Annotated in this window: 30 protein-coding genes and 1 tRNA gene; 3 read left to right on the top strand and 28 right to left on the bottom strand. The window is 67.5% G+C overall.

Features of this window, described 5'->3' with window-relative positions:
* Nucleotides 1-13 precede the first annotated feature (13 nt).
* The gene (locus KIS93_RS35430; protein WP_186404589.1) at nucleotides 14-484 is read right to left on the bottom strand and encodes an NUDIX hydrolase; all 471 of its coding nucleotides are present in this window, start codon (nucleotides 482-484) and stop codon (nucleotides 14-16) included.
* Between the two features lie 339 nt (nucleotides 485-823).
* Nucleotides 824-1330 (bottom strand): YajQ family cyclic di-GMP-binding protein, encoded by a 507-nt coding sequence (locus KIS93_RS35435; protein ID WP_206068353.1) that lies wholly within the window; start codon nucleotides 1328-1330, stop codon nucleotides 824-826.
* A 327-nt stretch (nucleotides 1331-1657) separates the two neighbouring features.
* Here KIS93_RS35435 and KIS93_RS35440 point away from each other — a divergent pair.
* Nucleotides 1658-1739: transfer RNA gene (locus tag KIS93_RS35440), tRNA-Tyr, on the top strand.
* 121 nt (nucleotides 1740-1860) lie between these two features.
* On the opposite strand, the gene KIS93_RS35445 is transcribed toward KIS93_RS35440, so the two are convergent.
* The 16 genes from KIS93_RS35445 to KIS93_RS35520 all read right to left on the bottom strand — a co-directional run bounded on the left by KIS93_RS35445 (nucleotide 1861) and on the right by KIS93_RS35520 (nucleotide 14923).
* Complete coding sequence (locus KIS93_RS35445) at nucleotides 1861-3321, bottom strand: tyrosine-type recombinase/integrase (RefSeq protein WP_080043566.1); 1461 nt, start codon at nucleotides 3319-3321, stop codon at nucleotides 1861-1863.
* Nucleotides 3321-3515 carry a helix-turn-helix transcriptional regulator gene (locus tag KIS93_RS35450; protein WP_080047325.1) on the bottom strand — a complete coding sequence of 65 codons (195 nt, stop codon included), beginning with the start codon at nucleotides 3513-3515 and terminating at the stop codon, nucleotides 3321-3323. Before KIS93_RS35450 ends, KIS93_RS35445 begins: the two co-directional genes overlap by 1 nt.
* Before the next feature lie 134 nt (nucleotides 3516-3649).
* On the bottom strand, nucleotides 3650-4825 hold the full coding sequence (locus KIS93_RS35455; RefSeq protein WP_155128690.1) for a DUF3631 domain-containing protein: 1176 nt from the start codon (nucleotides 4823-4825) through the stop codon (nucleotides 3650-3652).
* A complete protein-coding gene (locus KIS93_RS35460) occupies nucleotides 4822-5778 on the bottom strand; it encodes a bifunctional DNA primase/polymerase (protein ID WP_080043565.1) in 957 nt (318 codons plus the stop codon). The genes KIS93_RS35455 and KIS93_RS35460 overlap by 4 nt, the downstream gene beginning before the upstream one ends.
* Nucleotides 5775-6746 (bottom strand): hypothetical protein, encoded by a 972-nt coding sequence (locus tag KIS93_RS35465; RefSeq protein WP_155128688.1) that lies wholly within the window; start codon nucleotides 6744-6746, stop codon nucleotides 5775-5777. Before KIS93_RS35465 ends, KIS93_RS35460 begins: the two co-directional genes overlap by 4 nt.
* 453 nt (nucleotides 6747-7199) lie before the next feature.
* A complete protein-coding gene (locus KIS93_RS35470) occupies nucleotides 7200-7652 on the bottom strand; it encodes a single-stranded DNA-binding protein (protein ID WP_080043564.1) in 453 nt (150 codons plus the stop codon).
* Between the two features lie 266 nt (nucleotides 7653-7918).
* Nucleotides 7919-8614 carry a hypothetical protein gene (locus KIS93_RS35475; RefSeq protein ID WP_080043563.1) on the bottom strand — a complete coding sequence of 232 codons (696 nt, stop codon included), beginning with the start codon at nucleotides 8612-8614 and terminating at the stop codon, nucleotides 7919-7921.
* A 1-nt stretch (nucleotide 8615) separates the two neighbouring features.
* Entirely contained in the window at nucleotides 8616-10682 is a 2067-nt protein-coding gene (locus KIS93_RS35480) for a hypothetical protein (RefSeq protein WP_080043562.1), read from the bottom strand.
* Nucleotides 10682-11152 (bottom strand): hypothetical protein, encoded by a 471-nt coding sequence (locus KIS93_RS35485; protein WP_080043561.1) that lies wholly within the window; start codon nucleotides 11150-11152, stop codon nucleotides 10682-10684. The genes KIS93_RS35480 and KIS93_RS35485 overlap by 1 nt, the downstream gene beginning before the upstream one ends.
* The gene (locus KIS93_RS35490; protein ID WP_080043560.1) at nucleotides 11149-11385 is read right to left on the bottom strand and encodes a hypothetical protein; all 237 of its coding nucleotides are present in this window, start codon (nucleotides 11383-11385) and stop codon (nucleotides 11149-11151) included. The genes KIS93_RS35485 and KIS93_RS35490 overlap by 4 nt, the downstream gene beginning before the upstream one ends.
* Nucleotides 11382-11636 (bottom strand): hypothetical protein, encoded by a 255-nt coding sequence (locus tag KIS93_RS35495; protein WP_080043559.1) that lies wholly within the window; start codon nucleotides 11634-11636, stop codon nucleotides 11382-11384. Before KIS93_RS35495 ends, KIS93_RS35490 begins: the two co-directional genes overlap by 4 nt.
* Nucleotides 11636-11881 (bottom strand): hypothetical protein, encoded by a 246-nt coding sequence (locus KIS93_RS35500; protein WP_080043558.1) that lies wholly within the window; start codon nucleotides 11879-11881, stop codon nucleotides 11636-11638. The genes KIS93_RS35495 and KIS93_RS35500 overlap by 1 nt, the downstream gene beginning before the upstream one ends.
* Nucleotides 11881-12861, bottom strand: coding sequence for a DUF2637 domain-containing protein (locus KIS93_RS35505; protein ID WP_186404590.1), 981 nt, complete (start codon nucleotides 12859-12861; stop codon nucleotides 11881-11883). Before KIS93_RS35505 ends, KIS93_RS35500 begins: the two co-directional genes overlap by 1 nt.
* Nucleotides 12862-12956: 95 nt before the next feature.
* The gene (locus KIS93_RS35510) at nucleotides 12957-13340 is read right to left on the bottom strand and encodes an RRQRL motif-containing zinc-binding protein (RefSeq protein ID WP_080043556.1); all 384 of its coding nucleotides are present in this window, start codon (nucleotides 13338-13340) and stop codon (nucleotides 12957-12959) included.
* Nucleotides 13341-13372: 32 nt separating this feature from the next.
* A complete protein-coding gene (locus KIS93_RS35515; RefSeq protein WP_186404591.1) occupies nucleotides 13373-13651 on the bottom strand; it encodes a WhiB family transcriptional regulator in 279 nt (92 codons plus the stop codon).
* A 534-nt stretch (nucleotides 13652-14185) separates the two neighbouring features.
* Nucleotides 14186-14923 carry a GntR family transcriptional regulator gene (locus tag KIS93_RS35520; protein WP_230465641.1) on the bottom strand — a complete coding sequence of 246 codons (738 nt, stop codon included), beginning with the start codon at nucleotides 14921-14923 and terminating at the stop codon, nucleotides 14186-14188.
* 122 nt (nucleotides 14924-15045) lie between these two features.
* Here KIS93_RS35520 and KIS93_RS35525 point away from each other — a divergent pair, with 122 nt between their 5' ends.
* Nucleotides 15046-15486: an NUDIX hydrolase gene (locus KIS93_RS35525; protein ID WP_080043553.1), complete on the top strand. Its 441-nt coding sequence runs from the start codon at nucleotides 15046-15048 to the stop codon at nucleotides 15484-15486.
* 30 nt (nucleotides 15487-15516) lie between these two features.
* On the opposite strand, the gene KIS93_RS35530 is transcribed toward KIS93_RS35525, so the two are convergent.
* From KIS93_RS35530 to KIS93_RS35575, 10 genes are all read right to left on the bottom strand, one after another.
* Nucleotides 15517-15927, bottom strand: a complete 411-nt coding sequence (locus KIS93_RS35530) for a hypothetical protein (protein WP_080043552.1) — start codon at nucleotides 15925-15927, stop codon at nucleotides 15517-15519.
* 25 nt (nucleotides 15928-15952) lie between these two features.
* Complete coding sequence (locus KIS93_RS35535) at nucleotides 15953-16834, bottom strand: HNH endonuclease (protein WP_222107692.1); 882 nt, start codon at nucleotides 16832-16834, stop codon at nucleotides 15953-15955.
* Between the two features lie 487 nt (nucleotides 16835-17321).
* Complete coding sequence (locus KIS93_RS35540) at nucleotides 17322-18686, bottom strand: tyrosine-type recombinase/integrase (RefSeq protein WP_080043550.1); 1365 nt, start codon at nucleotides 18684-18686, stop codon at nucleotides 17322-17324.
* Nucleotides 18683-18874, bottom strand: a complete 192-nt coding sequence (locus tag KIS93_RS35545) for a helix-turn-helix transcriptional regulator (RefSeq protein ID WP_080043549.1) — start codon at nucleotides 18872-18874, stop codon at nucleotides 18683-18685. Before KIS93_RS35545 ends, KIS93_RS35540 begins: the two co-directional genes overlap by 4 nt.
* Nucleotides 18871-20484 carry a replication initiator gene (locus KIS93_RS35550; RefSeq protein WP_080043548.1) on the bottom strand — a complete coding sequence of 538 codons (1614 nt, stop codon included), beginning with the start codon at nucleotides 20482-20484 and terminating at the stop codon, nucleotides 18871-18873. Before KIS93_RS35550 ends, KIS93_RS35545 begins: the two co-directional genes overlap by 4 nt.
* Nucleotides 20481-20630, bottom strand: a complete 150-nt coding sequence (locus tag KIS93_RS35555; RefSeq protein ID WP_155128686.1) for a hypothetical protein — start codon at nucleotides 20628-20630, stop codon at nucleotides 20481-20483. Before KIS93_RS35555 ends, KIS93_RS35550 begins: the two co-directional genes overlap by 4 nt.
* Nucleotides 20627-22045, bottom strand: a complete 1419-nt coding sequence (locus KIS93_RS35560) for an FtsK/SpoIIIE domain-containing protein (RefSeq protein WP_080043547.1) — start codon at nucleotides 22043-22045, stop codon at nucleotides 20627-20629. The genes KIS93_RS35555 and KIS93_RS35560 overlap by 4 nt, the downstream gene beginning before the upstream one ends.
* 88 nt (nucleotides 22046-22133) lie before the next feature.
* The gene (locus tag KIS93_RS35565) at nucleotides 22134-22448 is read right to left on the bottom strand and encodes a hypothetical protein (protein ID WP_080043546.1); all 315 of its coding nucleotides are present in this window, start codon (nucleotides 22446-22448) and stop codon (nucleotides 22134-22136) included.
* The gene (locus KIS93_RS35570) at nucleotides 22445-22711 is read right to left on the bottom strand and encodes a hypothetical protein (protein WP_080043545.1); all 267 of its coding nucleotides are present in this window, start codon (nucleotides 22709-22711) and stop codon (nucleotides 22445-22447) included. Before KIS93_RS35570 ends, KIS93_RS35565 begins: the two co-directional genes overlap by 4 nt.
* Nucleotides 22712-23137, bottom strand: a complete 426-nt coding sequence (locus KIS93_RS35575; protein WP_080043544.1) for a plasmid replication, integration and excision activator — start codon at nucleotides 23135-23137, stop codon at nucleotides 22712-22714.
* Nucleotides 23138-23329: 192 nt separating this feature from the next.
* On the opposite strand from KIS93_RS35575, the gene KIS93_RS35580 reads away from it, so the two are divergent.
* Complete coding sequence (locus KIS93_RS35580; protein ID WP_080043543.1) at nucleotides 23330-23716, top strand: hypothetical protein; 387 nt, start codon at nucleotides 23330-23332, stop codon at nucleotides 23714-23716.
* The last annotated feature ends 9 nt before the right edge of the window (nucleotides 23717-23725 follow it).

A 23725-nucleotide genomic window follows, 5' to 3' on the forward strand; every position in this document is an offset into this window, starting at 1 on the left:
GCAGCTCAACCGCTCATTCCGGCTCTTCAGTGGCGATCTTCCGCAGCAGCGTCGCGAGATCCGCGGGATGAACGACCTCCGTGGTGCTCTCGAGCTCCTCCTCGCTCCACCACCGGTGCTCGATCGTCGTGTCCTTCTCGATCTGCTCCATGTGATCGAACGACACGGCGGCCGCCTCGCCCACCCGGATCGCGAAGAACGCCTGATCCTGCGTGAACGCGTACTCACCCCACTCGAACTCGATCAGCGCCTCGGCGTGCGGCCCCGTGAACTCCTCCACCCCGGCCCGGATCCCGACCTCCTCGTACAGCTCCCGCGCCGCCGCCTCCTGCAGCGTCTCGCCGTCCTCCACGGCCCCGCCGATCGTGAACCAGAACCGCCGCTCCGGCTGGGCGGGGTCGAAGCCGTGGAGCAGGAGAACCCGACCTTGTTCGTCAATGGGCAGCACACGTGCCGTGAACCGGCGCAAGGGGATCTTCGTCACATCAACCGAGCATACGGTCAAGCCCCGCCAAAGCCCCCGCTACCACGCCGAAGCCGCCCGGGGCTGGCGCGAAAGACAACAGAACCACTGACCAGACACGCCGACACGGGACACGGGACACCCGGATACGGGATACCCGGACATGCGGACACCGGACCAGCAGCGGCACCGACACTAACGGCGGCAGCGACCCTGACGCCTGCGGCTTGCGGAGCGTCCCGGGACACGCGATGGAAATTCCTTCGCTTTGTGACCTGTGACCTGTGTCCTGTGTCCCGGATACGCTCTCCGCGATCGTCGCACGCCTGGCTCAGAGCCGTACAGCAGCATGCCTTCGAACTAGCGGTAGTTCACGAACTGCAGGGCGATGTCCAGGTCCTTGCCCTTCAGCAGCGCGATGACGTCCTGAAGGTCGTCCTTCTTCTTGGAGCTGACCCGCAGCTCCTCGCCCTGAATCTGCGCCTTGACCCCCTTCGGCCCCTCATCCCGGATCAGCTTGGAGATTTTCTTCGCGTTCTCCTGGTCGATGCCCTCCTTCAGGCTGACCAGCATCCGGTACTCCTTGCCCGACAACTTGGGCTCACCCGCATCGAGGATCTTCAGGGAGAGGCCCCGCTTGACCACCTTCTCCTTGAACACGTCGAGCGCGGCACCCGCCCGCTCCTCGCTGTTCGCCTTGATCTCGATGACGTTCTGCCCGGCCCCGGACCAGCTGATGCTCGCCCCGGTGCCCTTGAAGTCGAAGCGGTGTCCGATCTCCTTCACCGTCTGATTGAGCGCGTTGTCGACCTCCTGGCGGTCGATCTTGCTAACGATGTCGAAAGATGAATCGGCCAATGCACCCATCCTCTCAGCTGCGGCGTATCCGGCCCGGCCCACGTACGCCCGGACCCAGCGAACGAGCCTAGCCAGCATCGGCCCGCCGTGCAGGACCACGCCCCCTTACAGCCCCCTCCGCAAACCATCCCCCCACCCCCGAACCCCCCGCCCCACCACCACCCGTCAGCGAGGCGAGACCCCGCCGGCCTCACGTCGGGTGCCACCTCATCGGCCGGCGAAGGAGTCGTGGAGGTGCGGCAAGGACGACTCAGACTCGCCTCGGGACAAACCGGTGTCACGTACACCTCCGAAGTCCGCTATTCTTCTTTCTGTCGCCGCGAGAGCGGAAGACACGGCAGGTTGCCCGAGTGGCCAAAGGGAGCGGTCTGTAAAACCGTCGGCTCAGCCTACGCAAGTTCGAACCTTGCACCTGCCACACCAGCGGGAAGAGGCCCGTCACCAGCGGAAACGCGGTGACGGGCCTCTCGCTTTGTGTCCGGCTGTCAACGGCTCACGCCGGTTCCCTACGGGTGGCTACGCTGAATACACGCTGAAGATCAGCGGGCCTGCTCGGGGGAGTCCGGCGGCTTCGGCGACACCGGTGGTAGGGCTGCTTCGATGCGCCGCATGGCCTCGGCCTGCCCACCAGAGATGCACTTGGCGTAGACCCGTAGCAGCACCTCGACACCGTGCCCAGCCCACTCGGCAACTTGGGGCGGGTTCACGCCGGCGTTGAGCCACGCGGAGACGCACGCATGCCGGAAGTCGTACGGCCGGCCAGCGATGCCTGACGCCCGCTCAGCGGGCGTGAGGGCGCGCTTACGTGCCGCGTGCCAGACCGGGAGGTAAGTGCTGTCACGAATGATGCCGCGCCGGGGCCCAGTGAAGATGCGGCCTTCTCGATCAGCAGGGAATTCGGCCATGTGGGCGCGCAACAGAGCAACGAGATCGGGGTGAATGGGTACTGACCGCTTCGCCTTCGGCGCGCGGTGCTTCAGCCCGCGGCGCTGTCGTGCACTCCCGTCGTCGGTCCACTTGGTTCCGACCTCGGGGGCGACATTGGTCAGGATGAATGCACCCCATCCACCGGCATCGGGAAGGGTTGCGATGTTCTCTTTTCGCAGGTCAATCACTTCTTCCGGACGGAGTGCGGCGTAATACATGCAACCGAAGAAGGCAACGAGGCGCTTGCCCATGGCGCCTTCCTTGCCGACTTCGGAGAGGATGGCGCGGGCCTGCGTGGGATTGGTGACCACGCCGGGGTCTACTGCTTCCTCCGTCTTGGGCCTGGTCCACGTGATGTTGTGGAGCGGATTCTCTGTCAGGGCGTTGATCTCTATGGCGAACTTGAAGAGGTTGTTGAGGACCTGTCGCTTGCGCTTCACGGTGTTGCCCGCAGCGGCAGTGCCGTCTTGCGTCCGGCTGATGCGGTCGAGGATCGAGCGGGTGAGGCTGGCACCGTGCTTCGATTGCGTCAGCTCGCGAACGTCGATGGTGTTGTTCTGTAGCCATCGGATCACATGCTCAATGTCCGCCGGTGGGGCAAGCCAGCGGATCGCCGGGCTCTGGTCCTTGCGGGGGCCCCTTTCGCCATCGCGCGTGCGAGTGCTGAAAACCCAGTCACGCAGGGCGGCTCGGAGCTCCTTTTGAGCGGGTCGCCCGTTGCCCCCTGCCGACACCGCCTCAGTCGCGTCGGTGAGGGCTTCAGCGATGCTTCTGCGGTGGTTGCCCGACGCGTACGGCCATTTGGCATCCATGTAGGCACAGACCAGCGTGAACCAGCTAACGGCCTGTTCATCGCGCTTCCACGAGAGCGGTCGTCCGTCCTCGACGCTGAACGCTTCGCCCTTGTTGGCGGCGACCGTGAGTTCCGCCTTGAAGCTCTCCGCCTGGGCCTTGAGGCGGAAAGGCGCTCTGAATGCCGCTTTGGCCACCCGCCAGCGAACGGTGTAGGTACTGACCTCAGTCCCCTGGTAGACCTCGGTTTTCCAGATGCGAACGTCGTAGCTGGCGTCCATCAGGCCGCGTCCTCCAGGCTGGTCAGCCAGCGGTCGTAGTCAGTGCGGCGGATGCGCAGGTCGCCGTTGGGCAGCTTGAGGCAGCGCGGGGCGCGGCCTTTCGCGCGCCAGTCGTAGAAGGTGGAACGGGCGATGCCCAGCTCGGCACAGAAGTCGGCAACGGTCATGGGCTTGCCTGCGTTGGTGGTCGCCATGAGCGCGTGTCCTTCCGGGTTTTCGTGATCGCTACGGGGTGCGAATCTCCACTTGAGAGGGGGGAGCCGTATCAACCCGTTACAGCCGTAACAGTGCAGCTCAGGGTTGATACGGCTTGGTATGGCGTAACGACTCAGGCCGTTACAGGGCCGGAAGCCGTACCGTCGTGACCTGCGGTGTTACGGCTGTAACGGCTACTGCAAGCTCCCCTCTCCAGGGGCACAATGGCGGCCTCGGGAAGGGGGTCGGCGGCGGGGCAGTAGCGCGCCCACGCGTCGGCGAAGTCCCCGCGGCGATACCCCCTGAGCGGGCCGTGGGGAAAGCGGATCAGGGTCGGGCGGATGTCGTACTCGCGCAGCATCGTGCCGAGGCGCATCGCGGTCAGCCCGCCGGGACCGTGTTCGTGCCACTCGCCTTCCGGGTCGGCCTTGAGCCGTTCCAGAAAGACGGCGGTGGGCAGCGCTGTATCGGCGCCGAACGCGGTACGGCAGGCGGCCAGTAGGCGTAGCCCGGTGGAGGGTCGGCCGTTGTCGTCGGCTTCTGCGGTGAGCTCGACGGCGGCGGCGCGGGCAAGCTCGGGCCAGGTGCCGCCAGCGTGGTCGGCGACGATCACGAGCGGTTCCCACGTGTCGGCGGCGCGGTCTTCCACGGGCATGGCGGGTTCTGCCTCCTCCAAGCTGCTCAGATCGGCCCGTAGCCATTGGTTGAGGGCGGAGGCCAGGTCGCGGAGCGGGGTGCGGTCGCGGCGGTGCCGGTAGGGTGCGGCGGTCTCGCCGGGGGCGCGCCGGCGCATGCGGATCACCACGGCGCGATCTTCGATGGTGTCGGGCATGGCGCCGATGCCGGCGAGTGCGGCCATGGCGAAGGTCGGAATGCTTTCCACGCGGTTGGTGGCCGCGTCGTAGCGTTTGGCCGGCCGGTTGCGCTGGTGGCCGGCGTTGAGCAGGCCGCGCAGGTCTTCGTTGCCGTCTGCCTTGGGGCCGAAGATGGTGTCGGCTTCGTCTACGAGCATGGTGGGTGGGTCGTCGGTGATGGACCGGTAGACGGCGGCGCTCGACGAATTCACGGTGATGAACGGGGCGTGGCAGGTGGCCTCGACGATGTCGAGCAGGCGGGACTTGCCGCACCGCTTTTCGGGACCGCGGATGACCAGGCGGGGCGCGTGCGCCCATGCGGGTTGCGCGTGGGTGGCGGCGATCCACAGGGTGACAGCGTCGGCGGCCTCGTTGCTGGGCAGGATGACGTAGCGGGTCAGGGCGGCGCGTAGCCGGTCGAGCAGGGCCGCGCCGGCGGGCGGTTGCTGGTTCATGGTCGGTTCTCCCTCGGTGGTGCTGGTGCGGCCTTGCGGCGGCGCGGTTGTGCCGTCATCCCGGCTCGCAGGCCGGAGGTGATGACGGCGGCGATCTCGCGGGGAGAGTTGGGCGTTAGCTCGGGGTGGCGGTGGTTGGCGAGCTCGGCGGCGCGGGTGAGGGCGGCGGTGACCACCTGCTCGGGCAGGACGTGACGGGTGACGAGCTGTCCGAGGTTGAAAGCGGCGAGGTTGAGCGCGTAGTTGCGGCTTCCGCCGGGTGCGCTCGCTACGCGGTCGGCTTCGGAGCGTAGGGCGGTCTCGCCGTACCTGCTCAGCCGGCGGCCGGGCAGGTTGGCGAGCAGGTCGCCGCACGGGGCAGGCGGCGGCGCCGGGGCCAGTGCCTCGGTGAGCCAAGCCGGAAGCGGCACCGGCGGCGCGTCGCGGATGATCTCGTACGGGCCGGTGCCGTCGCGCTGGCGGACGTAGCTGCCAGCGGCGACGACGTAGCCGCCGTGGGCGCGGGTGTCGATCAGCCAGCCGAGCCCGCCCTTGCTGCCTGCGGTGTTGCGCAGCCGGACGCCTGCGGGCGCGGTGTAGTACAGGTGCAGGCCGCCGCGGCGGGTGCGCACGGTTAGTGTGTCGCCGGGATACGGCTGGCCGCGGCGCTCGCACAGGAGGCGGAAGACTTCCTGCCCGCAGGCGGCGCTGTCGCGGGCGTGCTCGGCGGGCGGGTGCTCGCCGGGCTTGGGGATGTCGAGGTCGATCACGACCAGGTTCGAGGGGCCGCATGCGATGCCGATGTTGTAGGGCGCGTGCGTCCAGAACGCGGCGATGCGGTCGGGGTCGGCGGTGGCGTGGGCTTCCCAGTCTGTGAAGCCCCGTAGGGGCTTCTTGCCGCGCGGGGTGAGGGGGAAGATGTACCAGCCGCGGGTCACTGCAGCCAGCGCCGCGCGCATGGTCGGAGTGGTCATGTGCGCTCCCTGGTCAGCTCGGTACTGGTGGAGCTCAGGAGCGAAGCCGTCGCGTAGGCCGGCGGGCACGACGGCTGGCGTTCGCCTGATGCGTCGCGTCCAGCTGGAACCGACGCGTCATCGGAGCACTGATGTGACGGGTCTGCGAGGCCGGTGAAGGCCGCCCACGCACGGCTCACGGCGCCGGAGCCAGGGAACAGGTCATCCAGGCTGTCACCGGGTTGAGCCCCGAGCAGGTCGAATATCCATCGGCAGAACGCGGCCGGTTTGGCGCCAATCACGCGGCCAGGCAGTGTCGTCATCGGCGAAACGCCATGCACCAGGGAATCCACCCGGCGCGTCGCGGAGGTCCTGCACGACGGGTTGGCGGGGCGCCCTTGCACGTAGATGACGGGTTCCCAGGCGTTGAGCGGCCAGCGGCTTACGGTGGGGCGCTCGCCTCGGTGCCAGGCTGCGACTCGCACAGTCGGTGGGCACAGCGCCAGCACGGCCGGCAGCGCGCCGGCAGAGGTGGACAACGCCCACCCGTCATAGGTGAGGAGGCGGGCGATCAGAGCGCCGTGGTCTACCTCGCCGGCGTAGTCGCGATGCCCGCGATACAGGCGAGCGTTGCCCGGGTAGGGCGGGTCGGCGTAGGCGAGCCGTAGCGGCCGGCCGCCCTCGACGGCTTGCGGCGCGCTGCCCACCGTGCGTAGGAAGCGGTGCCGAGCCTGCCGGCAGCGCACCGAGCAGCACACTGCATCGCGGCGTGCGGTGGCAGGGATGGGTCGATCGCACCATGCACATAGCCGCGGGTGGGATGCGTCGAGCGGCGCCGTGGTGGAACGCGACGCGTCGTCTTCGGCGGCCGTTCGACACGACGTGTCGCGTCTCTCGGCGACGGACGCGACGCGTCGGATGTCGCCGGCGGAACGCGACGCATCGCCGGCCCGAACGATCGTCAGGCGCGCGGCCTCACCGCCCCCCATTGGACGCTGTCCTTTCGGGTTGCCACTGGCCGGTGCCGTCGCAGTGGCGGCACCACCAGGTTCGGAACGTCTGGGCGGGGGCGTGGGTGAGGGCGTCCAAGGGGGTGGCCGGGTGGACGATCAGGGATAGGCCCGACCAGCCCAAGCGGATGGCCACTAGGGGTGGGAGTACCGGGCCGGGGTCGGCGGCCACGGGGATGGTGCCGTAGCCGGCGATGCGGACCGCGTGCCCCGGACGCAGGTCGGCGGCGCGGGTTGGGGCGGCGGGCGGCGGCGCCGGAGCACGGCCATGGTGGTGTGCTTGGTCGCGGGTGCGGGTGGCTGTCATGCTGACGGGTGCCTTCCTTCTCGTGATTGGGGAGTGGGCTGGCGGCCTCGACGGTGATGCTTGGCGGCGTGTCGTCGAGGCCGCATTCCGCTCTTGTACTGGTCACCAGGGGGCGAGAGCCTGGGTTAGAACGGTGGCTTGTCGCTCGATGGTGCGGCGCTGGCCCACGGGTCGTCAGCGGGCGCGCCGCCGTCGTGGCCGTTGCTGCCGGTGCGGGCGGCCTTGTGGGATTTGGCGGTGGCGAAGCGCAGGGACGGGCCGATCTCGTCTACGGTCATCTCCATGACGGTGCGGTGGTCTCCGTCGCTGGTTTCGTAGGTGCGCTGGCGCAGCCGGCCGGTGGCGATGACGCGGGTGCCGCGGGTGAGGGATTCGGCGACGTGGTCGGCGAGGTCGCGCCACGCCGAGCAGCGCATGAACAGCACCTCGCCGTCTTCCCACTTCTCGATGCTCTTGTTGTAGGTGCGGGCGCTGGAAGCGATGGTGAAGCCGGCCACCCCCACGCCGGACTGCGTGAAGCGCAGTTCGGGGTCGCCGGTCAGGTTGCCGATGATGGTGATCGTGGTGTCGCCGGACATGGCGGGTCTTCCTTCCGAGATCGTCGAAAGCGTCGTGAAGGGGTTGCGAGCAGGGGTGTGGCACCCCCGCCCCCTGCCACGGGCGGGGGGTCGGGGGGAGGGTTACAGGTCAGGAGGGGTGCCACGGTGCGTGGCACCGGCTGTGGCACCCCCGTGGCACCGGCCGTGGCAGGGGTGTGGCACCCCCGCGTGGCACCCGTGGCAGCAAGATCGACAAGGGGTGTCGCTCGCTCCCACGCGCAGCCGTACGCGCGAGGGCGCGTGGCCTACTTGAACGACCAGATGTAGGCGCGCCCGGCACGGGTGAGGCTGACCAGCTCGGCGGGCGCTCCGTAGACGGTGGCCTTGTCCGGGATGCAGCCGTGGCAGTACCGCTCGGCGGGCTTGGCGATGTTCTCCCAGATGCGCAAGCGGCGCGCGGGCAGCGTGCCGCACCGCTGGCACGGGTGTTCTTCCTTGTCGCCGGCCGCGCGCAGCCGGTAGACGTGCGCCTTGAACCCCTCGGTCCACCCCAAGTGCTCCCCAGGCGTGACCTGGATGAGGCCGCGCTGGTGGAGCCGGGTCAGCAGGTCGAGCGGCGCGCCGGCGTCGTGCTGCAGCAGCGGCACCGGCAGCGAGCCGGACAGATGCAGATGGGTCACCACCTGGTTGGCGCCGTACAGCAGGTCGGCCGCCGTCTTGCCCGACGCGGTGAGGTAGAGGCGCAGCTTGCCGTCCTTGACCATCTGCGGTGTGACCGCGTCCAGGGTGGGCGAGTTGCCGTACGGTCCGCGGCGCGCCGGGTCCGGGTGCATGCCCTCGACGTAGCCGGCCGCGGCCAGGTCGGGCAGGTCGGCCGGCTCGGCGGGGGCGAGCTTGCAGAGCTGCCCGACCCGGTAGCCGGCGCGGCTGGCGCTGGCGCTGTGCGCGCCGAGGAACAGCAGCGCGCGCCACTGGCCGGGGGTGAGTCTCAGCGGGTCCATGTCAGGCCGCCTCCTGCTCGATCTCGGGTCGGTCGGGCATCAGGTAGCGCTGGGCTTCGTCGTCGTAGCCGCCGAGCACGCCGGCTTCCACGAGGCGTTTGAGCTGCTTCTGACACCACGAGCGGGAGATGTCCGTGCTCTCCCACAGCGGCTTGAGGTCGCCGGAGGAGAAGTCGCGGGCGCCGTCGTCCCATAGCTCTTGCAGCCGTTCCAGCAGGGCCTGGCCGCGTTGCTGCGGGGTCATGCTGTGCTCGGGCGGGGCGAACGTCAGCGGCGGCTGTCCGTCCGGCAGGTCGGGGATCGCATCGTCGAGGTCGCCGATGATGTCGGGGTCGGGGTCGTCGGTGGCCAGGTACTCGGCGGCCACGTTGCGCACGTCCTCCTCATCGTCGTCGGCCTGCTCGGCGTCGGGGTCGGCCTGGTGGGGTTCTTCCAGCTCGACGGGCCAGGTGGCGCGCGGGTGAGCGCCGCCGGCCAGGACGGACAGGCGGGCCGTGGTCGGGTCCACCTTCTTGCCGGCGGCGGGCCAGCGGGCCGCGTGCTCGCGCATCGCGGTGTTGGCGGCTTCGTCGTCGAAGGTGCCGGCGGCGTTGATGCCCCAGGCGAAGGTGCGCAGCGGCATCGCGATCCGCGCGTCCGGGATGGACGGGGCATCCAGGTAGGCCATGCCGGGTTGGGCGTTGGTCCACAGCTCGGGGCGGGCGCCGGCGTCCTGCTGGCGTTCCGACAGGCCGAAGGAGGCGTCGGCGGGGGAGTCCACGCCGAAGCACATCTTGGCCAACTGGCCGCGGGCGATGGTGGGCATCTGGGAGTAGTCCGAGCGCTGCAGGCTCATGACGATGGTGCCGCCGGCGGACCTGATCGCCTTGAGCATGGACAGGAACTTGTCCTGCTCGGCGTCGGTGAGCGCGTCGAAGATGTCCGGGAACTCCTCCAACCACACGATCCAGTACGTCAGGCCGCAGCCCTTGACCCACTTCTGCAGGCCCTTGCCGGCCAGGTAGTTGGTGCGTGGCTTGATCTGGGCTTGCAGGTCGGCCAGCATCGCCTTGACGCCGGCCTTGCTGGTCTCGAAGCGGTGCAGGGCCTCGCGCATCGGGCCGAGCGTCTGGTCGCCCTTGGTGATGTCGCCGGCGAACACGGCCACGTCGTAGCGGGTGACGACTTCGGCTAGGAAGTTCCAGGCGCCGCCGATGCTCTTACCCGAGCCGGTCTGCCCCATCACCTGCAGATGGTGGCCGACGATCACGTATTCGATCTCATCGAGGTCTTGCCACAGGCCCAGCCGGATCGGGTCGGCGATCGACAGTCCGGGACGGGACGGGCCGGGCCAGATGATCGGGTGCTTCATCACCCGCGGGTCGGAGATGGTGAGCTTGGCCTTGGACGCGTCGTCCGGGTCGATCGTGGTGGTGATGGAGCCGGGCGGCAGCGGGATCCCCGATTCGATGTAGGCGACCTTTTTCTGCAGGTCGTCGGCGATGTGCCGGCCGTGGTCGAGCTGCACCTCACCCTCCACCTTGTGCGCGGTGGCCTTGACGGTGCGGGCCTCGATCTCCTTCATGCCGGCGCGCTGGGCGCCCTGGCCGAACAGGAACGAGAGCGGGTCGGTGACGGTGCCAGGATCATCCCAGCCCTTCATGCGGATGACCGAGCGGATGTTCCACGACAGCGCCATGGTGATGCCGCCGAGCACGCCGAGCCGCCACAGCACCGGGTGCCAAGGTCCGAGGTTGACCACCGCCACCGTCCAGGCGCCGGCCAGGAACGTGCTCGCGGTGGTGTGGGTCTTGCCCCACGGGCCGCGGGCGTGCGAGGTGCCGTAGGTGACGCCGGTCAGCACAATCACGCACACGGTGACCACGCTCGACCAAGCACCGATCGCCTCGGGGCTGTAGAGGATGAAATGCAGGGCGGCGGCCAGGCCGAAGCCGAACACGCCGACCACCCACGGGGTGACCAGGGTGAGCAGCTTGGACACGCCCTTGGCGGCCACCTTGGCCATGCTGGATTCTTCGATGGTGGCGGTGGCGAGCTCGCGACCGCTGGTGGTGGTGCGTCCGGGCATCAGTCGTCATCCCATCGGAAGGTCGAGGGACGCTGCTCAGGCTTGGCCTTGGGCAGGATGTCCACGAATTCCTTACGGAACTGGGCGTGGAACTTCACCAGCTCCACCCCCGCCCCGCGCTGCAGTTCGGCGGCCCGCTTGAGCCGCTTGACGACCCGCTTGGCGCGCCGGCGCACGTCCGGGGCGCCGACCATGGCCAGCAGCGGGTGACCCTTGAACGAGCGGATCAGCACCGCGTACAGCTCATCGGATCCCATCGCGAACTCTTCGCCGAGCTCGCGGCACAGGCCGCGCCCGACGCGGGCGTAGTCGGTGATGGACCGCGGCCCGGACCAGGGGATCGTGGCGAGCTCGGGGACGCGGCCCTTGCCGCCGGACGACGGGGCCGCGTGACGCGCTGCGCCGCCGCTCCCGTTCGCGTAGCCGGCGGATCCGCGCTCCTCGTTGATGAAAATGCCGTTGTTGCTCACAGGTTCTCCTTGCGCGCGCACTCGCGCACGATCTCGACGATGCGGCCGGTGAGGTAGGCGAGCCGGGGCACGCCCACCAGGGATGCGGCGTAGGCGTCCAACGCGCTGGCCGCGAGCACGACCACGTGGCCGAGCATGGTCAGCGCGGCCACGGTGCAGGAGACCGCCAACATCAGCACGTAGCGGGCCTGCCGCGCGTGAAGCCCCCGCCGGTCGATGTAGAGGCGGTTCACCGGCGGCCCCCTCGCATACGGCCGTCGCGGCGCGCTTGCCGGCGCGAGGTGCGGCGGGTCGTGCGGCGCCGCGGGAACACGGCGGCCTCGACGGCGGTCAGGACGATCACGACACAGGCGAGCGTCAGCCCGAACGCGACCGGCGACCAGCCCAGCAGCAGCCAGACCAGCCCGACGACCGCGGCCATGGCGAGCATGCTGCCGAAGTCGGGGCCGATCCTGTGGCGGGTGGTGTACTTCCTGCGGGCCATCACGCGCCACCCCCTCGACGCGGGCGGTTCAACCGGTGCCGCGCTTCGTCGATCTCGGCGCTCAGCGCGTGCCAGCGCTGGCACGCGCGCCACGTCGCGGCGAGGAAGCCGGTGATGAAGATGACGACGCCGAGCGGGTTGCCCGTCGAGGCCATCAGCGCGACCCAGCCGGCGAAGCCGAGCAGGGCCAGGGTGGGCAGGATCGTCCACACCTCGGCGGGAGGCGAGAAACGGCGCTTGGCCATCACGCGGCACCTCCCGCGCTGGTGCCGGTCGTCAGGGCGGGCCGGTCGGTGAACGCCTCATCGCTCAGCAACGCCTCGTGGCGCAGCCGGGTGACGATGTGCCGCACGCCGGCGTCGAGCGGCTCGGCGACCGGCTCGACGCCGGCCGGGTCGCTGTCCTCGACGGGCTCTGTGGGCCAGTCGGCCAGCCGGGCGTTGATCAGCTCGACCGCGCGCCGCTCGGTGATGCCGAACCGGTCGATCAGGTGGTCCGGGTGCGGCGGCCGGCCCTGCATCCGCAGCGTGACCATGACCTCCTCATCGACCACCTCGCCGATGATGGTCCGGGCCGCGGTGCGACTGAGCTTGAACCGGTCGGACAGCTTGCGCTCCGACAGCGGCTCATGGGCGATCACACTCGCCTCATAAGCCAGCCGGGCAGCCTCCTCGACCGTGGCTGCCACGGCGGCAAAGGGCTCGTTCGGCTCGGCGGCCTCCTGCTCGGTGCGGTCCTCGACCGGCTCGGGCGCGGGCTCGGGAACAGGCTCGGCGGCGGGGCGCGGGGTGCGGCGCAGCATGCCCATCAGCAGCTCGTAAGCGACCACGAGCACGATCGGCGCGACCGCGCTGATCAGGCTCGATGCCAGGCCGCCGGACCAGCCGTGCGCGACGTTCGCCGCGAGGGTGGCCACCGCGCCGGCGATCAGCGCGAGCCGGGCCAGCCACGGCGCCTTGTCGCCGCGGCGGGAGGCGTCGAGCATGACGAGCGATCCCATGATGATCACGCCGTCGATCAGAACGGGCAGCGTCCACGCCGTCGCGACCGGCTCGCCCGCCGTCATAGCCAGGCCGTGCTGGTGGCGGAAGCTAACGTAGGCGGCCACGCCAGCGATGACGGACACGACGGCGATGGCGGTCCGGCGGGTGGCCAGGCCCGCGGCCACCCTGACGCCGGGCGGGGCGGGCGGCGGGTTGGCCGGCTCGGTAGGGTTCGGGTTCACAGTCTGGCTCTCCTTGTGAAGCGGGGACAGATTGAGGTCCCCGACCGGTGTTGCGACCACGGGTCGGGGACCGCTTACGGTGGACGGCGGCACGGTCAGGCGGCGGCCTGCTCGGCGCAGTCGTTGCAGATGCCGAGCCGGTGCGACAGCACGTAGCCGACATCGCGCAGGCACTCGGGACAGGTCCGGCGGGTGGCATTCGCCTTGGCGAGGGCGGCACGCTGCCGGACGGTCGCCGCGCGCTTGGGCAGGGCCAGGCGCACGTCGTACAGGAAAGCGACCCGAACGCCACCACGGGCGCGGTAGCGGCGAGAGCTCCACAACACCTGCCCCTGCACGTCCTGACCACCGGGCCGAAGCCCAGCGGCGGTGAGCTGACGGCGGGTCAGCAGGTGCGGCGGCGCCATCCGCCACGGCCAGGTGGGCAGCGCGTAGCGCTGGCCGGTCGGGTCCCAGAAACGGGCACGGATACGGCTCACGAGTCCATCACCGACTTCGCAACAGGAAGCCGTCAGGCCGCCTCGCGCGGCGTGGGCGTCGAGGCGCCCTGGCCGCCGGCGAACGCGGCGAGCTCGTCAGGAGTCAAGCCCGCCCACACGCCCGTATCGGGGCGGGCGTCGAGGGCGTAGAACAGGCACGAGGCCCACACAGGGCACTCGGCGCACACCTCGCGGGCAACCTGCTCGCGGGCGGCTCGGGCGTCGGCGGGCTCCTCGGCAAAGGCGTCGGGGCCGGTGTGCAGGTCGGGGTCGAATCGGCAGGCGGCCTGCTCGACCAGGTGGCGCGGCATACCCTTGATAACCGAGGCCAGTAGGGCTCGATAACCACGGGCGGCGTCCCGGACCAGCCGGGACTGTGCCTTGTCGTAGGCGTCATCGAATGTGGTGAACGTTCCGGGCGGCTTCATTGCGAGTCCCTTCGGATTGGTGCGCCTCGGGGTATTTGGACTGCAAGGCGTGGGCTCGACGCCCCACGCGAACCGCCTTTTCGGTGGGAGGCGGTGGCCCGATGAAGTTTTCGCAAGCAGCAGGCGCTACAGCCCTCGGCGCGCGGCTTGAGCCGCCTTCCTAGGGGTCTTTCGGGCTGCGCATAGATCTCGCCTAGGCGACTACTCGACTAGAGGAGCTCTGATACATGTATCCCAGACTCGTCTAGAGGAGTCAAGTGCTGTCAGTGAAGCCGCGCAGCGGGTTCTTTCCGTGCGGGAGTGAGGAGGAAGACGCGCCAGCCACGGGTGACCGCAACGAGTGCCTCGCGCATAGTCGAAGCGTGCGAGTCCGGCGGAGGCCGCCCACGCGCGGCTCACGGCGCCGGAGGCGGGCAACTATCTCGCAGGAAGCTGGTATGAGAGCACGTAGGCATCGCTCGACATCACGGTGTCGCAGACTTCTACAGCCATCCCATCCTCTGCGAAGGCTGTTCGCACCAGGTGAAAGACCGGCGTGCCAGGCGCAAGCCTGAGGGCTTTGACCTCTTCACGTAGCGGCATTCGCGCCTTGATCTCTTCGTCGAAGTGATCCAGCCGATAGCCCATCTCCTCCAGGCGGGCATAGATGCCGCCTGGTCCCGTGTCGGGCTCAGCGATCCGTGTTCCCCCAGCGATCGCTGCAGGCAGGTAGGAGACGGCAGTCTCTACAGGATGACCATTGATCAAGTAGCGGCGGGACCGCACAAGGACTTTGTCTCGGGTGGTTAGACCTAGCCGCTTCGCCACGTCGGACGAGGCGTCCGCCTCGCTGATCTGGATGGAATCCACCGAAGGCTTGCCGCCTGCCTCCTCAGTCTCCGCGATGAAGGCAGCCTTCCCGCGGTCTCGGTGACGTCGAGCGAAGCGGTCAGAAGCCAGCCGGCGGACTGGTGGGCGCGAACGAACAAAGACGCCACGCCCATGCTCCGCAACGGTCAAACCCTCACCCTGGAGAAGCTGTAGTGCGCTCCTGACAGTCATGCGTGCGACGCCATAGTGCGTCATGAGTGTGGCCTCGGATGGCACCTTGGCGCCAGGTGCGAGATCCTTCCGCTCGATAGCCTCGCGGAGGTGATCGGCGATCTGCTTGAACACGGGGCGGTCCGATGTTGGATCCAAGCCAGGAAGGGTGAGTTCCATTGTGCGTCAACTCCTCCACTCGTACATACGTGTACTAGCTTGGAAGTCTAGCTAGGTTCTAGCGCAGAGGATGAGTCATGGATCAAGAGTCGCGTCACTCCGTGAGCGTCGCTGGTGTCGTTGTGGACGATCAGGGCAGAGCGTTGCTTATTCAACGTCGGGACAACGGCCACTGGGAGGCTCCCGGTGGAATCCTTGAGCTTGATGAGGACATCATCAGCGGTGTGCGGCGCGAGGTCAGAGAAGAGACGGGCCTCGATGTTGAGCCGGAGCAGCTTACTGGCGTATACAAAAACATGAAACGCGGCATTGTTGCGCTCGTTTTTCGCTGTCGCCCATTTAGTGGATCTCTGACAGAGACGAGCGAATCGCAGGATTTTCGTTGGGTGACCGCGGAAGAGGTTCGCGCACTGTGCGTCCCTGCATTTGCCATTCGCGTTCTCGATGCCCTTAGCGGCAACGACACACCTTTTATTCGAGAACATGACGGCGTTACTGTTACAGGCATCAACATCTAGTGACGCGTCGGGTGTCTGCTCCAAGCCAAATTATTCAATTCGCATGAACTCGGGTGGGCGGTCGTCGTAGTAGCCGAAACTGTAGTCAAAGCCACCCCAAGCGCGCGCTGTTATTATCCCGTGCACTTCCTCAGCGAACGCCTCAAGTTCTGGTCGATAGCCTCTCTCTAAGTCGTCTGGGTCGTGTTCGGCATAATCGAAGTCGGGAGACGTAAAGGCGATCCAGAGGCGCAGCAGGTGGTCGGTCTCCTCCCATATGCCACTCCCGTACGGGCCTATTCGCCAACTCCTCGCCTTCATCAGACGCATAATGTCGTAGGCAAGCTCCTCTATCTCGGGAGCTTCTCTAATTGCTTGTACAGGCATATCACCGCGGAGTCGCTCGTCGAAGATCGGCGACTCGAAAGTCACCGAAAACATGAGCGGCAGGAATCTCAACACGTGGCCAGTTCCTTTACAACTTGCGCTATCTGCTCGACCACTCCGAATGCCTCCAATTGAGGGCGTCGCGGTGCGGGGGACGAGGCAAATCCTTGAGACCTGCAGGATACCGAATTCCCAAATCGTCGAGACTTGGTCCGCCGTCCCTGATAACCACCTCCAGTGTGTCGGGGTCGAAGGCAAAAAGATGGGCATCAAACGCCCGATGCAAGGCCACATTAAGGGGAATTCCATTGCGCGGGTCGTCGGTCCCCCCTTCGGCGTGGCCCATAATGTGAGCGGCCTCTAGCATCTGAGGAACTGACACTCCAGACAGTGGGCAGCGGGGGCCATATCGCTGGAACACGCGCAGTTTGAATACGCGTTGATTGGGGCGTGCTTTCGTCTTACGCGTCTTGGTGTTTTCGGAACTGCGTGTTAGCTGAAATGGTTCTTCGTCGGAGGTGTCTTCTGTTTCCAGTTTTGCCGGGAAGGTATTATCGAAACTGATGGAAAAAATTTGGCTTCTGTCCTCCCATCCCTCTACCCATCCTAGAAAAATGTCACGCCATTTATCGCTGGGTTGTGTTATGACGAATATTGGCAGACGTGCTTCGGCGGAAGCCTTGAGGGCGGCGATCTCGGATGCATCCCTTCCCGCTGGTCGCTTGGTCGCAGGATAATGGTAGATAATCCCGTTTCTCGTCAGGTCATCCGCATAGTGACGGCCCGTATGGAGTACGGATATGCAGAAGCCATGTGGATGTAGTGACTTGGTTCTTGCGGCGTCGGACCAAACACCCTGCGCGCCACCATAGGCGCCGAGATGTCGCACTTCGCCGGCAGTCACTCGAACTACATTGGTAGCGCGGGACAAGGATTGAAGCTGCGCCCATACCGACATGCGCCAGTCCAGCTCGCGCGTCACCGCCGCAGGGTCTACAACATGCATCGGTTCTCATACCCCTTCCTCTGCTTCGAACTTGCGGCCTCGCTGGTCGAAGAGTACGGCAAAGCACTGACAGAATGAGGTCTCTACGAGGGGCAGCGGACAGTGCCGCTAGGGGATGGCTGTGTCGAATGCACGCGAAGCATGCCGGGCACAAGGATAAAGGTGCAGGTCAGAGCCGATTCCAAGGATGTCCTGTAAAACCGTCGGCTCAGCCTACGCAAGTTCGAACCTTGCACCTGCCACCAGCAGTAACAGCAGGTCAGAGGCCCTTCGGGGCCTCTTCTGCGTTTCAGGGGTGTGCAGCCAGATGCCGCTCTGAGCGGCCTGTTGTCGCTGGTCCACCAATATGCGTGCAATGATCTTGGGCGCGTTTCCGCAGGTCGGGCCTTGGTTCCGGCCAATACACGGCCAAGAGCAAGAGCCCCGGTGGTGGCCGGAGCTTTGGGCGGGGTTGAGGTGTGGGTCATGCGGCGAGGGCGTCGCCGATCCGCTTGTTGGCGATCTCCTGTTGGCCGTCGATGCACTTGGCATAGACCCTCAGCAGGACATCGACGCTGTGGCCCGCTCGTTCGGCCACATCCGGGGCTGACACGCCCGCGTTGAGCCAGAGGGACACCGCCGCGTGCCGGAGATCATAGGGACGCTTGGCGACCGGAGAGGCGACCTGGGCGGGCGTGAAGGCCAGGACCCGAGCGGCCTGCCACACCTCTGTGTAGGCGGTCGAGGCGACGACCCCACCTCGCTCACTGCGGAAGATCCGGCCGTCCTTGGCCGTTCCGTACTCGGCGATGTGCTCGCGGAGGATCTTGACCAGTTCGGGAGGGACGGGCACCGGTCGGACGTCTTGTCTGCCCCGGTGCTTGAGGCCGCGTTCCTCGTGCGCGTCCCCTGTGTCAGTCCACTGCGTGTTGACCTCGGGGCGGGACACGTCGATCGTCAGCCGTCCCCAACCTGAGGCGGGCAGGTGGCAGTCCTGGACGCGGAGGCCGACGGCTTCGGTTGGTCGAAGGGCGGCGTAGTACATGCAGGCGAAGAGGGCCATGAGTCGCCGGCCCCTGCCGCGTCGGCCTACGTAGGTCACCGCGGTCAGCAGCTCTTGTGCCTGGCGAGGGTTCACCACGACGCGAGGGTCCACCGTCTCCGTGGTCTTGGGGGGCTTCCACTTGATCTTGTGCAGCGGATTTGCCGAAAGTTCTTCCAGCTCTACCGCATACTCCAGGAGGGCGTGGAAGACGGCGCGCTTGCGGGCGATCGTCGTGGACGCTGCCGCCTTGCCGTCGAGGCACAGCGTCAGGGCGTGCAGGGCGAGCCGCACGGTCTTGGCTTCCTCCAGGCTGGCCAGGTCGAGCGACGCCGCCTTCATCCAGGCCACGGCGGCAGTGTGCTGCTGCGGCACGGTCGGGCGCTTGTCTTCAGGCAGGAGGAGGAGCTTACGGAGAACCGTGCGCAGCTCGCGGGCATCAGGGCGGCCCGCCCGGTCCTTGGTCAGGGCAGGCAGGACCGTCGCCAGGGCATCGGACATGCTGTCCCGGCTCTTGGCCGCTGCATGTGGCCACTTCATCTCTATGAACGCCTGGGCGAACTCCAGGACGCTCCGAGCGTCCTTGGCCTTGATCATGGACATCGGTAGCCCCGAGTCCACGTCGAAGGCTTCACCACGCTTGGCGGCCTGGCGCAGGTCTGACAGGAAGCTCTCGGCGAGGGCCTTGGTCCGGTAGGTCTTCGAGGAGCGCTTGCGGGCCACGGACCAGCGGACGACGTACGAGGGCGTCTTGCTGGACTTGTTGCGAGTGATCTCGAAGAACTTCACGTCGTACGAGGTCGTCATGCGACGCTCCGGAGGGATTCGAGCCAGGCGTTGAGGTCGCTGCGGTAGATGCGCAGTTCACCGTTGGGCAGGCGGATGCCCTCCGGTGCCTTGCCGACCTCACGCCAGCGGTAGAAGGTCCGGCGGGAGACGCCGCCGAGTTCGTCGAGGACCTGTCGAACGGTCAGCAGCTCGTCTCGTGCGGTCATGCGGCCCTCCCCACGTCTTCGACTGCCGAAAGGTCTTGTCCGGTTGCTCTGGCTTCCAGTGCTCTGAGGTGGGCTCGCCAGCGTTGGCGTTCGTGGACGGACCGGAGGAGGCGGACGGCGAGGGGTGGCACGTTGGCGTCTCCGGCCGGGACGGGGCGCCAGATGTAGCGGTGTGGGTCGGTGGGCTCGTCGGCCTGGCCGAGGGCTTCCAGGACCCACGTGCGGCGGTCCCGCTTGTGCTCGGCCAGGGTCTTGTTTGACCACTTGCGAGAGACCAGGATGCGGCGTCCGGCGTAGCCGAGGTGTTCGGGCTTGTGGGCCTTGCCACGGCAGCGGCCGGGGTGCATGCCGGGCTTGGCGTCCTTGGGCTGGATGCCGTAGCGCAGCCAGTTCGGGCAGGTGGGTGAGCAGGGTTCGTAGCGCAGGGCGTCCAGCATGCAGACTGCGTGCTCGCGCTGGGCTTGGCCGCCGTCGAGGGCGTCGCCGAGGCTCTTGGTGAGGTACTTGGACAGGTAGCGGATGCACTGGTCGGCGTCCGGGGTGCCCGCGAGCACGCCTTGGATGTCGACTTGTTCGCCGAAGCGGATGACGTGGAGGGGTTCGGCGTCCTCGTCGAGTGCGTCGAGGGCTTCGTCCCAGGTGGGCAGCACTTCGCCGGTGGCCGGGTCGAGGTAGCCGGTGCCGTCCTGCCAGACGGGCATGTGGTCGCCGTCGAAGATGACTTTGTCGGCCTGGGGCCACCAGACCTGGTGGTAGGTGGCGGCGGCTATCTGCTTGATCTCGGCGCGTGGGAGCGTTCCACGGATCGCCATGTGGAGATGCGGGGCGAGCCGCTTCTGAGGCTCCACGGCGGCGAAGTACTGCACGTCGTAGCCCGCGACGCGGCGCAGGTTCTGCACGAAGCGATCAACCAGCTTGGAGAAGTGCAGCGCGTCTCGTGCGGCACGCCGGTAGTCGTAGGTGTCGGGGTCGATGGGTGCGCCGTCGCGAACCTTGCCGTACGAGGGCAAGGTGAGCGTAACGAACAGCGACGGCCGGTAGACCTTGCCGTCCGTGCCCTGGAAGGTGCGTCCCAAGGTGGTGCTGGTCATCTTGCGCTTGGGCAGGTCGGGCGCATCCTGCCGCCGTCTGGTGGAGCGGGAGCGCTTGGCGGCGGTACGGCCGAGGACGTTGCCGCGCATGCCTGCGGCGTTGATTTCCTCGTCCAGGCCGATGACGATCGCGTCCAGTTCGGTGGTGTCGTCGCCGGCCTTTTCGGCGGCGTCGCGCTGGGTTTGGTAGTCGGCGCGGAACTCCACCAGCCAGCGTTGTTCCTCGTTGGCCTCGTCGGGTGTGATGGCGGGTTCTTCGTCGAGGTGCCAGCCCTCGCGGCACTGGGCCTTGCGGAGCTGCTTGTTGCGCTTGGCGCACGGCGGGCACTTGCTGTCGAGGGTGGCCCCGCATGGGACGTCGATGATCTCGGTCTTGCCGGTGTGAGTGTCGAGGCGGTTGAGCAGGATGGGGCGGATGCAGACGCCGTGTTGCTTGGCGACCTCTACGAGCACGTCGCGGGCCATCGGCATGGCCTGTCGGACGGCCCTGGGGAGGGCGCGGTCGTGCGCATGGGTCATATGGTCCTCCCTTCGTCGGGGTCGGTGACGATGAGCGCGGTCTGGCCGCACTCAGAGCACTCGACCAGGCCGCGGACGGGGTCGAGCCAGAGAACGTCCAGGGTGAGGCAGGTGGCGCAGCGCAGCCCGTGCAGCAGGTGAGTCATGCGGCCTGCCCGTAGTAGGCGACCATGGCGCGGATGTCGGTGTCGGAGACGTAAGCGGCGCGGACCCGGATCGGTTCGGGTGAGGTCTCCAGCCGCATGTACGCGACACCCGCGCCTAGTCCCGGGACTGGCGAGATGTGATCGGCTAGGGCGCCCCGGTCGCGTGCGCCGTCGCCGAGGATCATGTCCACCTGCTCGGACTCATCCAGCCGGAGCGCGATCTTGTCGGGAAACAGGTTGCGGATGTTCATAACTTCCTTGCGCGGGTCCTGGAGAGCGGCCATGACGCCTACGCCGACCGAACGGCCTTGGGTGGCGAGCGTGGCCAGGGCGGCGGAGATGCGCTGCCGCAGTTGCCGGTCAGGCTGGTAAGCGGTCAGGAACGCCACCTCGTCCACGAGGACCAGGACGAACGGATCCTCGATCGTCGGGACATGGGAGCGCTGGAGCCCGGCGAAGCGGGCGGCCCTCTTCTGCATGACGGAGACGGCCTCGTCGCGCAGGTCGGCGCAGTCGGCCGGGTCGGCAGCGTAGTGGCCCTCGAACAGTTCCCGTCCGAAGGACAACTCCATCAGCTTGGGATCCAGCGCCCAGATCTGGGCCAGGCTCGCCCGCATGGCGGGGAGCAAGCCGCGGATGGTGTCCCAGAGGAAGGACCCCTTGCCGGACCCTGTCGCGCCCGCGATCAGGACGTGCGTTCCGTGGACCTTGAGCCGGAGTGGTCGGCCGTCCTCCTGCTTGCCGATCTCGACCGGTCCGACCGATGGCTCGTCCGGGATAGGAAGGGCGGGCATGGGAGCGGCCAACGGATCGCTGCGCGGGAAGGTCAGCAGCAGCCGGCCACCCTTGACGAGCGCGACCCGGCACGAAGTCGCACCGAAGCCGTGGGCGAGGTTGTCGATGCGGTCGGCCCAATCCTTGACCGCCTGCCCGCCGAGCATCCGGACCGTGATGCGATCGGCCCAGCCGTCGCAGGTGACGCGCAGCAGCCGCGGCATGTAGATGCGACCGTTGACGCGCTTGGCCAGGCCGGAAACGTCCATGACGCCGTGACAGTGCCGCCGGTAGATCGACATGAGCCGCCACCAGGCCAGCAGCCGGAAGCCGACGAGGCGGGCGAAGAGATCGCCGTCGGTGCAGGCACAGGCGAGCAGGGACAGGACAACGAAGCCGACCGTGGACGCCGCAGCAGGCCAGCCGTACCCGTAGCAGATGCCGCCGAGGACGACAGGGACGGCGACCGCGACCGGATACCGCCAGGTGGTGCGGGCGAGGGCGGACAGGAAGCGCCAGCCGTAGACGAGGAAGGTGATGATGGCGGGTGTCTTGAGCACGGCCGGGCGGAAGACGACGGCCGTATCGGGCGTGGTGGAGACGAGGTTGCGCGCCTCATCGCCAGGCAGCCGCTTGAACATAAGCTAGGAACCTCTCGTGATTGAGCAAGTCGTGGGAGAACCGAGGGGCCGCCGGAAGTTGCCGCTTCCAGCGGCCCCGCCTCATGTGTCAGGCCGCCGTATCGGTGGCGTCCTTGGCCGACTGTTCGGCGTGCAACTGCTCGCAGTCGGCGAGGTAGCGAGCGGCGGCGTTGAAAATGTCGCGGGCGAGGGTCAGATCGTCTTCGGTGACCTGACCAGCCCCGGTGGTGGAGATGTGCACGTTCGCCTCGCAGGAGGCGAAGTCCAGGTACGGGCGCGGGCTGCTGAGCAGGAGCCCGGCACGGACCTTCAGGCGCGAGGTGTGGAAGGAGACGCCGACGTGCGGCGCGGAGTCGGGCTGCAGGGACAAGGTGACGTAGGTGTAAGGCCGAGGCTCGCTCACGCTGCGACCCCCTTGCCGTCGGGGAGGCCGTAGAAGCTGCGCTCCACGGAGCGGGCGAAGCGGTGGGCGGCGTGGGCGAGCTGGCGGGCGAACTCCAGGTCTTCCGCCGTCACGGGTCCGTTGGTGGTGACCAGGACGGAGGTGGCTCCGAAGTCGAGCGCCAGGACGGGCTCACGGCACGGGAACGGGTGGTTGAGGGTGCGGGCGGCGTGCCCGGTGGTCAGCCGGATCACGCTGTTGCGCGGAGTACGGCGTCGGGTCATTTAGGCGGCTTCCTTTCCGGCCGAAGCCTTGTTCTGGGCGGGCTGGTTGAGCTGGCGGGGAGCGTGCATCTCGCGAACCTTGATGGAGTAGGCGAGGCGTCCGGCCGCGTTGACGTACGGGGTGACGGACATGCCGTCGAACTCGACCGGCGTGAACGGTAGCCCCGGCATGGGCTGCGGGGGCACCGGCTGGACCGGGGCCAGGATCTTGACGGCCACCGTCTTCTGGGCGGGCTTGAGGGTGGGGTCACCGTCCATGACTGCGACCTGCCAGACCAGCTCTGCGGTCTGCTTGTCGCGGGCCTGCACGAACCGGCCGTTCGTCGAGGCGTCGAAGTCCTTGACGGGCTCGACCTCGCCGACGATGTAGCAGCCGTGCGGGAAGACCATGGCGAAGGTGACGGGGATGGGGCCTTGCAGAGCCATAACGTTGGTTCCTCTCTTGGATGACAGGCACTCGACCTATCAAGTAGCTAGACGATAACTCTCCGTAGCTTGCTAGGTCAAGTGACTAGGTGTGAGGTGACGGGCGTGTCACCAGTGCGATAGACAGGCGCCCAAGCCGATAGCCCGACATCTGGGGAGAATCTGGTGCGAGCCTCATGGGGCTGCTTAGCCGTGGTCGTGATCGTCCCGCTGGTCGCGCTGTTCCTGCTGTACCAGATCCCCATGTGGCGCGACGATGCCCGGCTCGACGACTTCCACGAGCGAGTGCTGGCCATCCCGCTGCCGCCTGAGACGCGCAGCGCTGGCGACAGCGAAGCCGAATTCGGCAAGAACTCCGGTGGTGGTGGGGACTACTGCCACTACGAGATCCGACTGCCTCTCAGCACCGGCCTGTCGGCAGGGGAGATCGGCGCCTACTATCGCAAGGCCGCGATTACTGGAGTGGAGATCGCGGCCGACGTCCGTCTCGACTGGGGCGAGGACACCGCAGACGGTAGAGCCGTCGTTGTGAAGTTCAGCGACATCAGCTCCAGCGACTGGGATTGGCGCTGCACATAGATGGCAGCC

This window comes from [Actinomadura] parvosata subsp. kistnae, from assembly GCF_900323885.1.
GTDB classification, from domain to species: Bacteria; Actinomycetota; Actinomycetes; order Streptosporangiales; family Streptosporangiaceae; genus Nonomuraea; species Nonomuraea composti.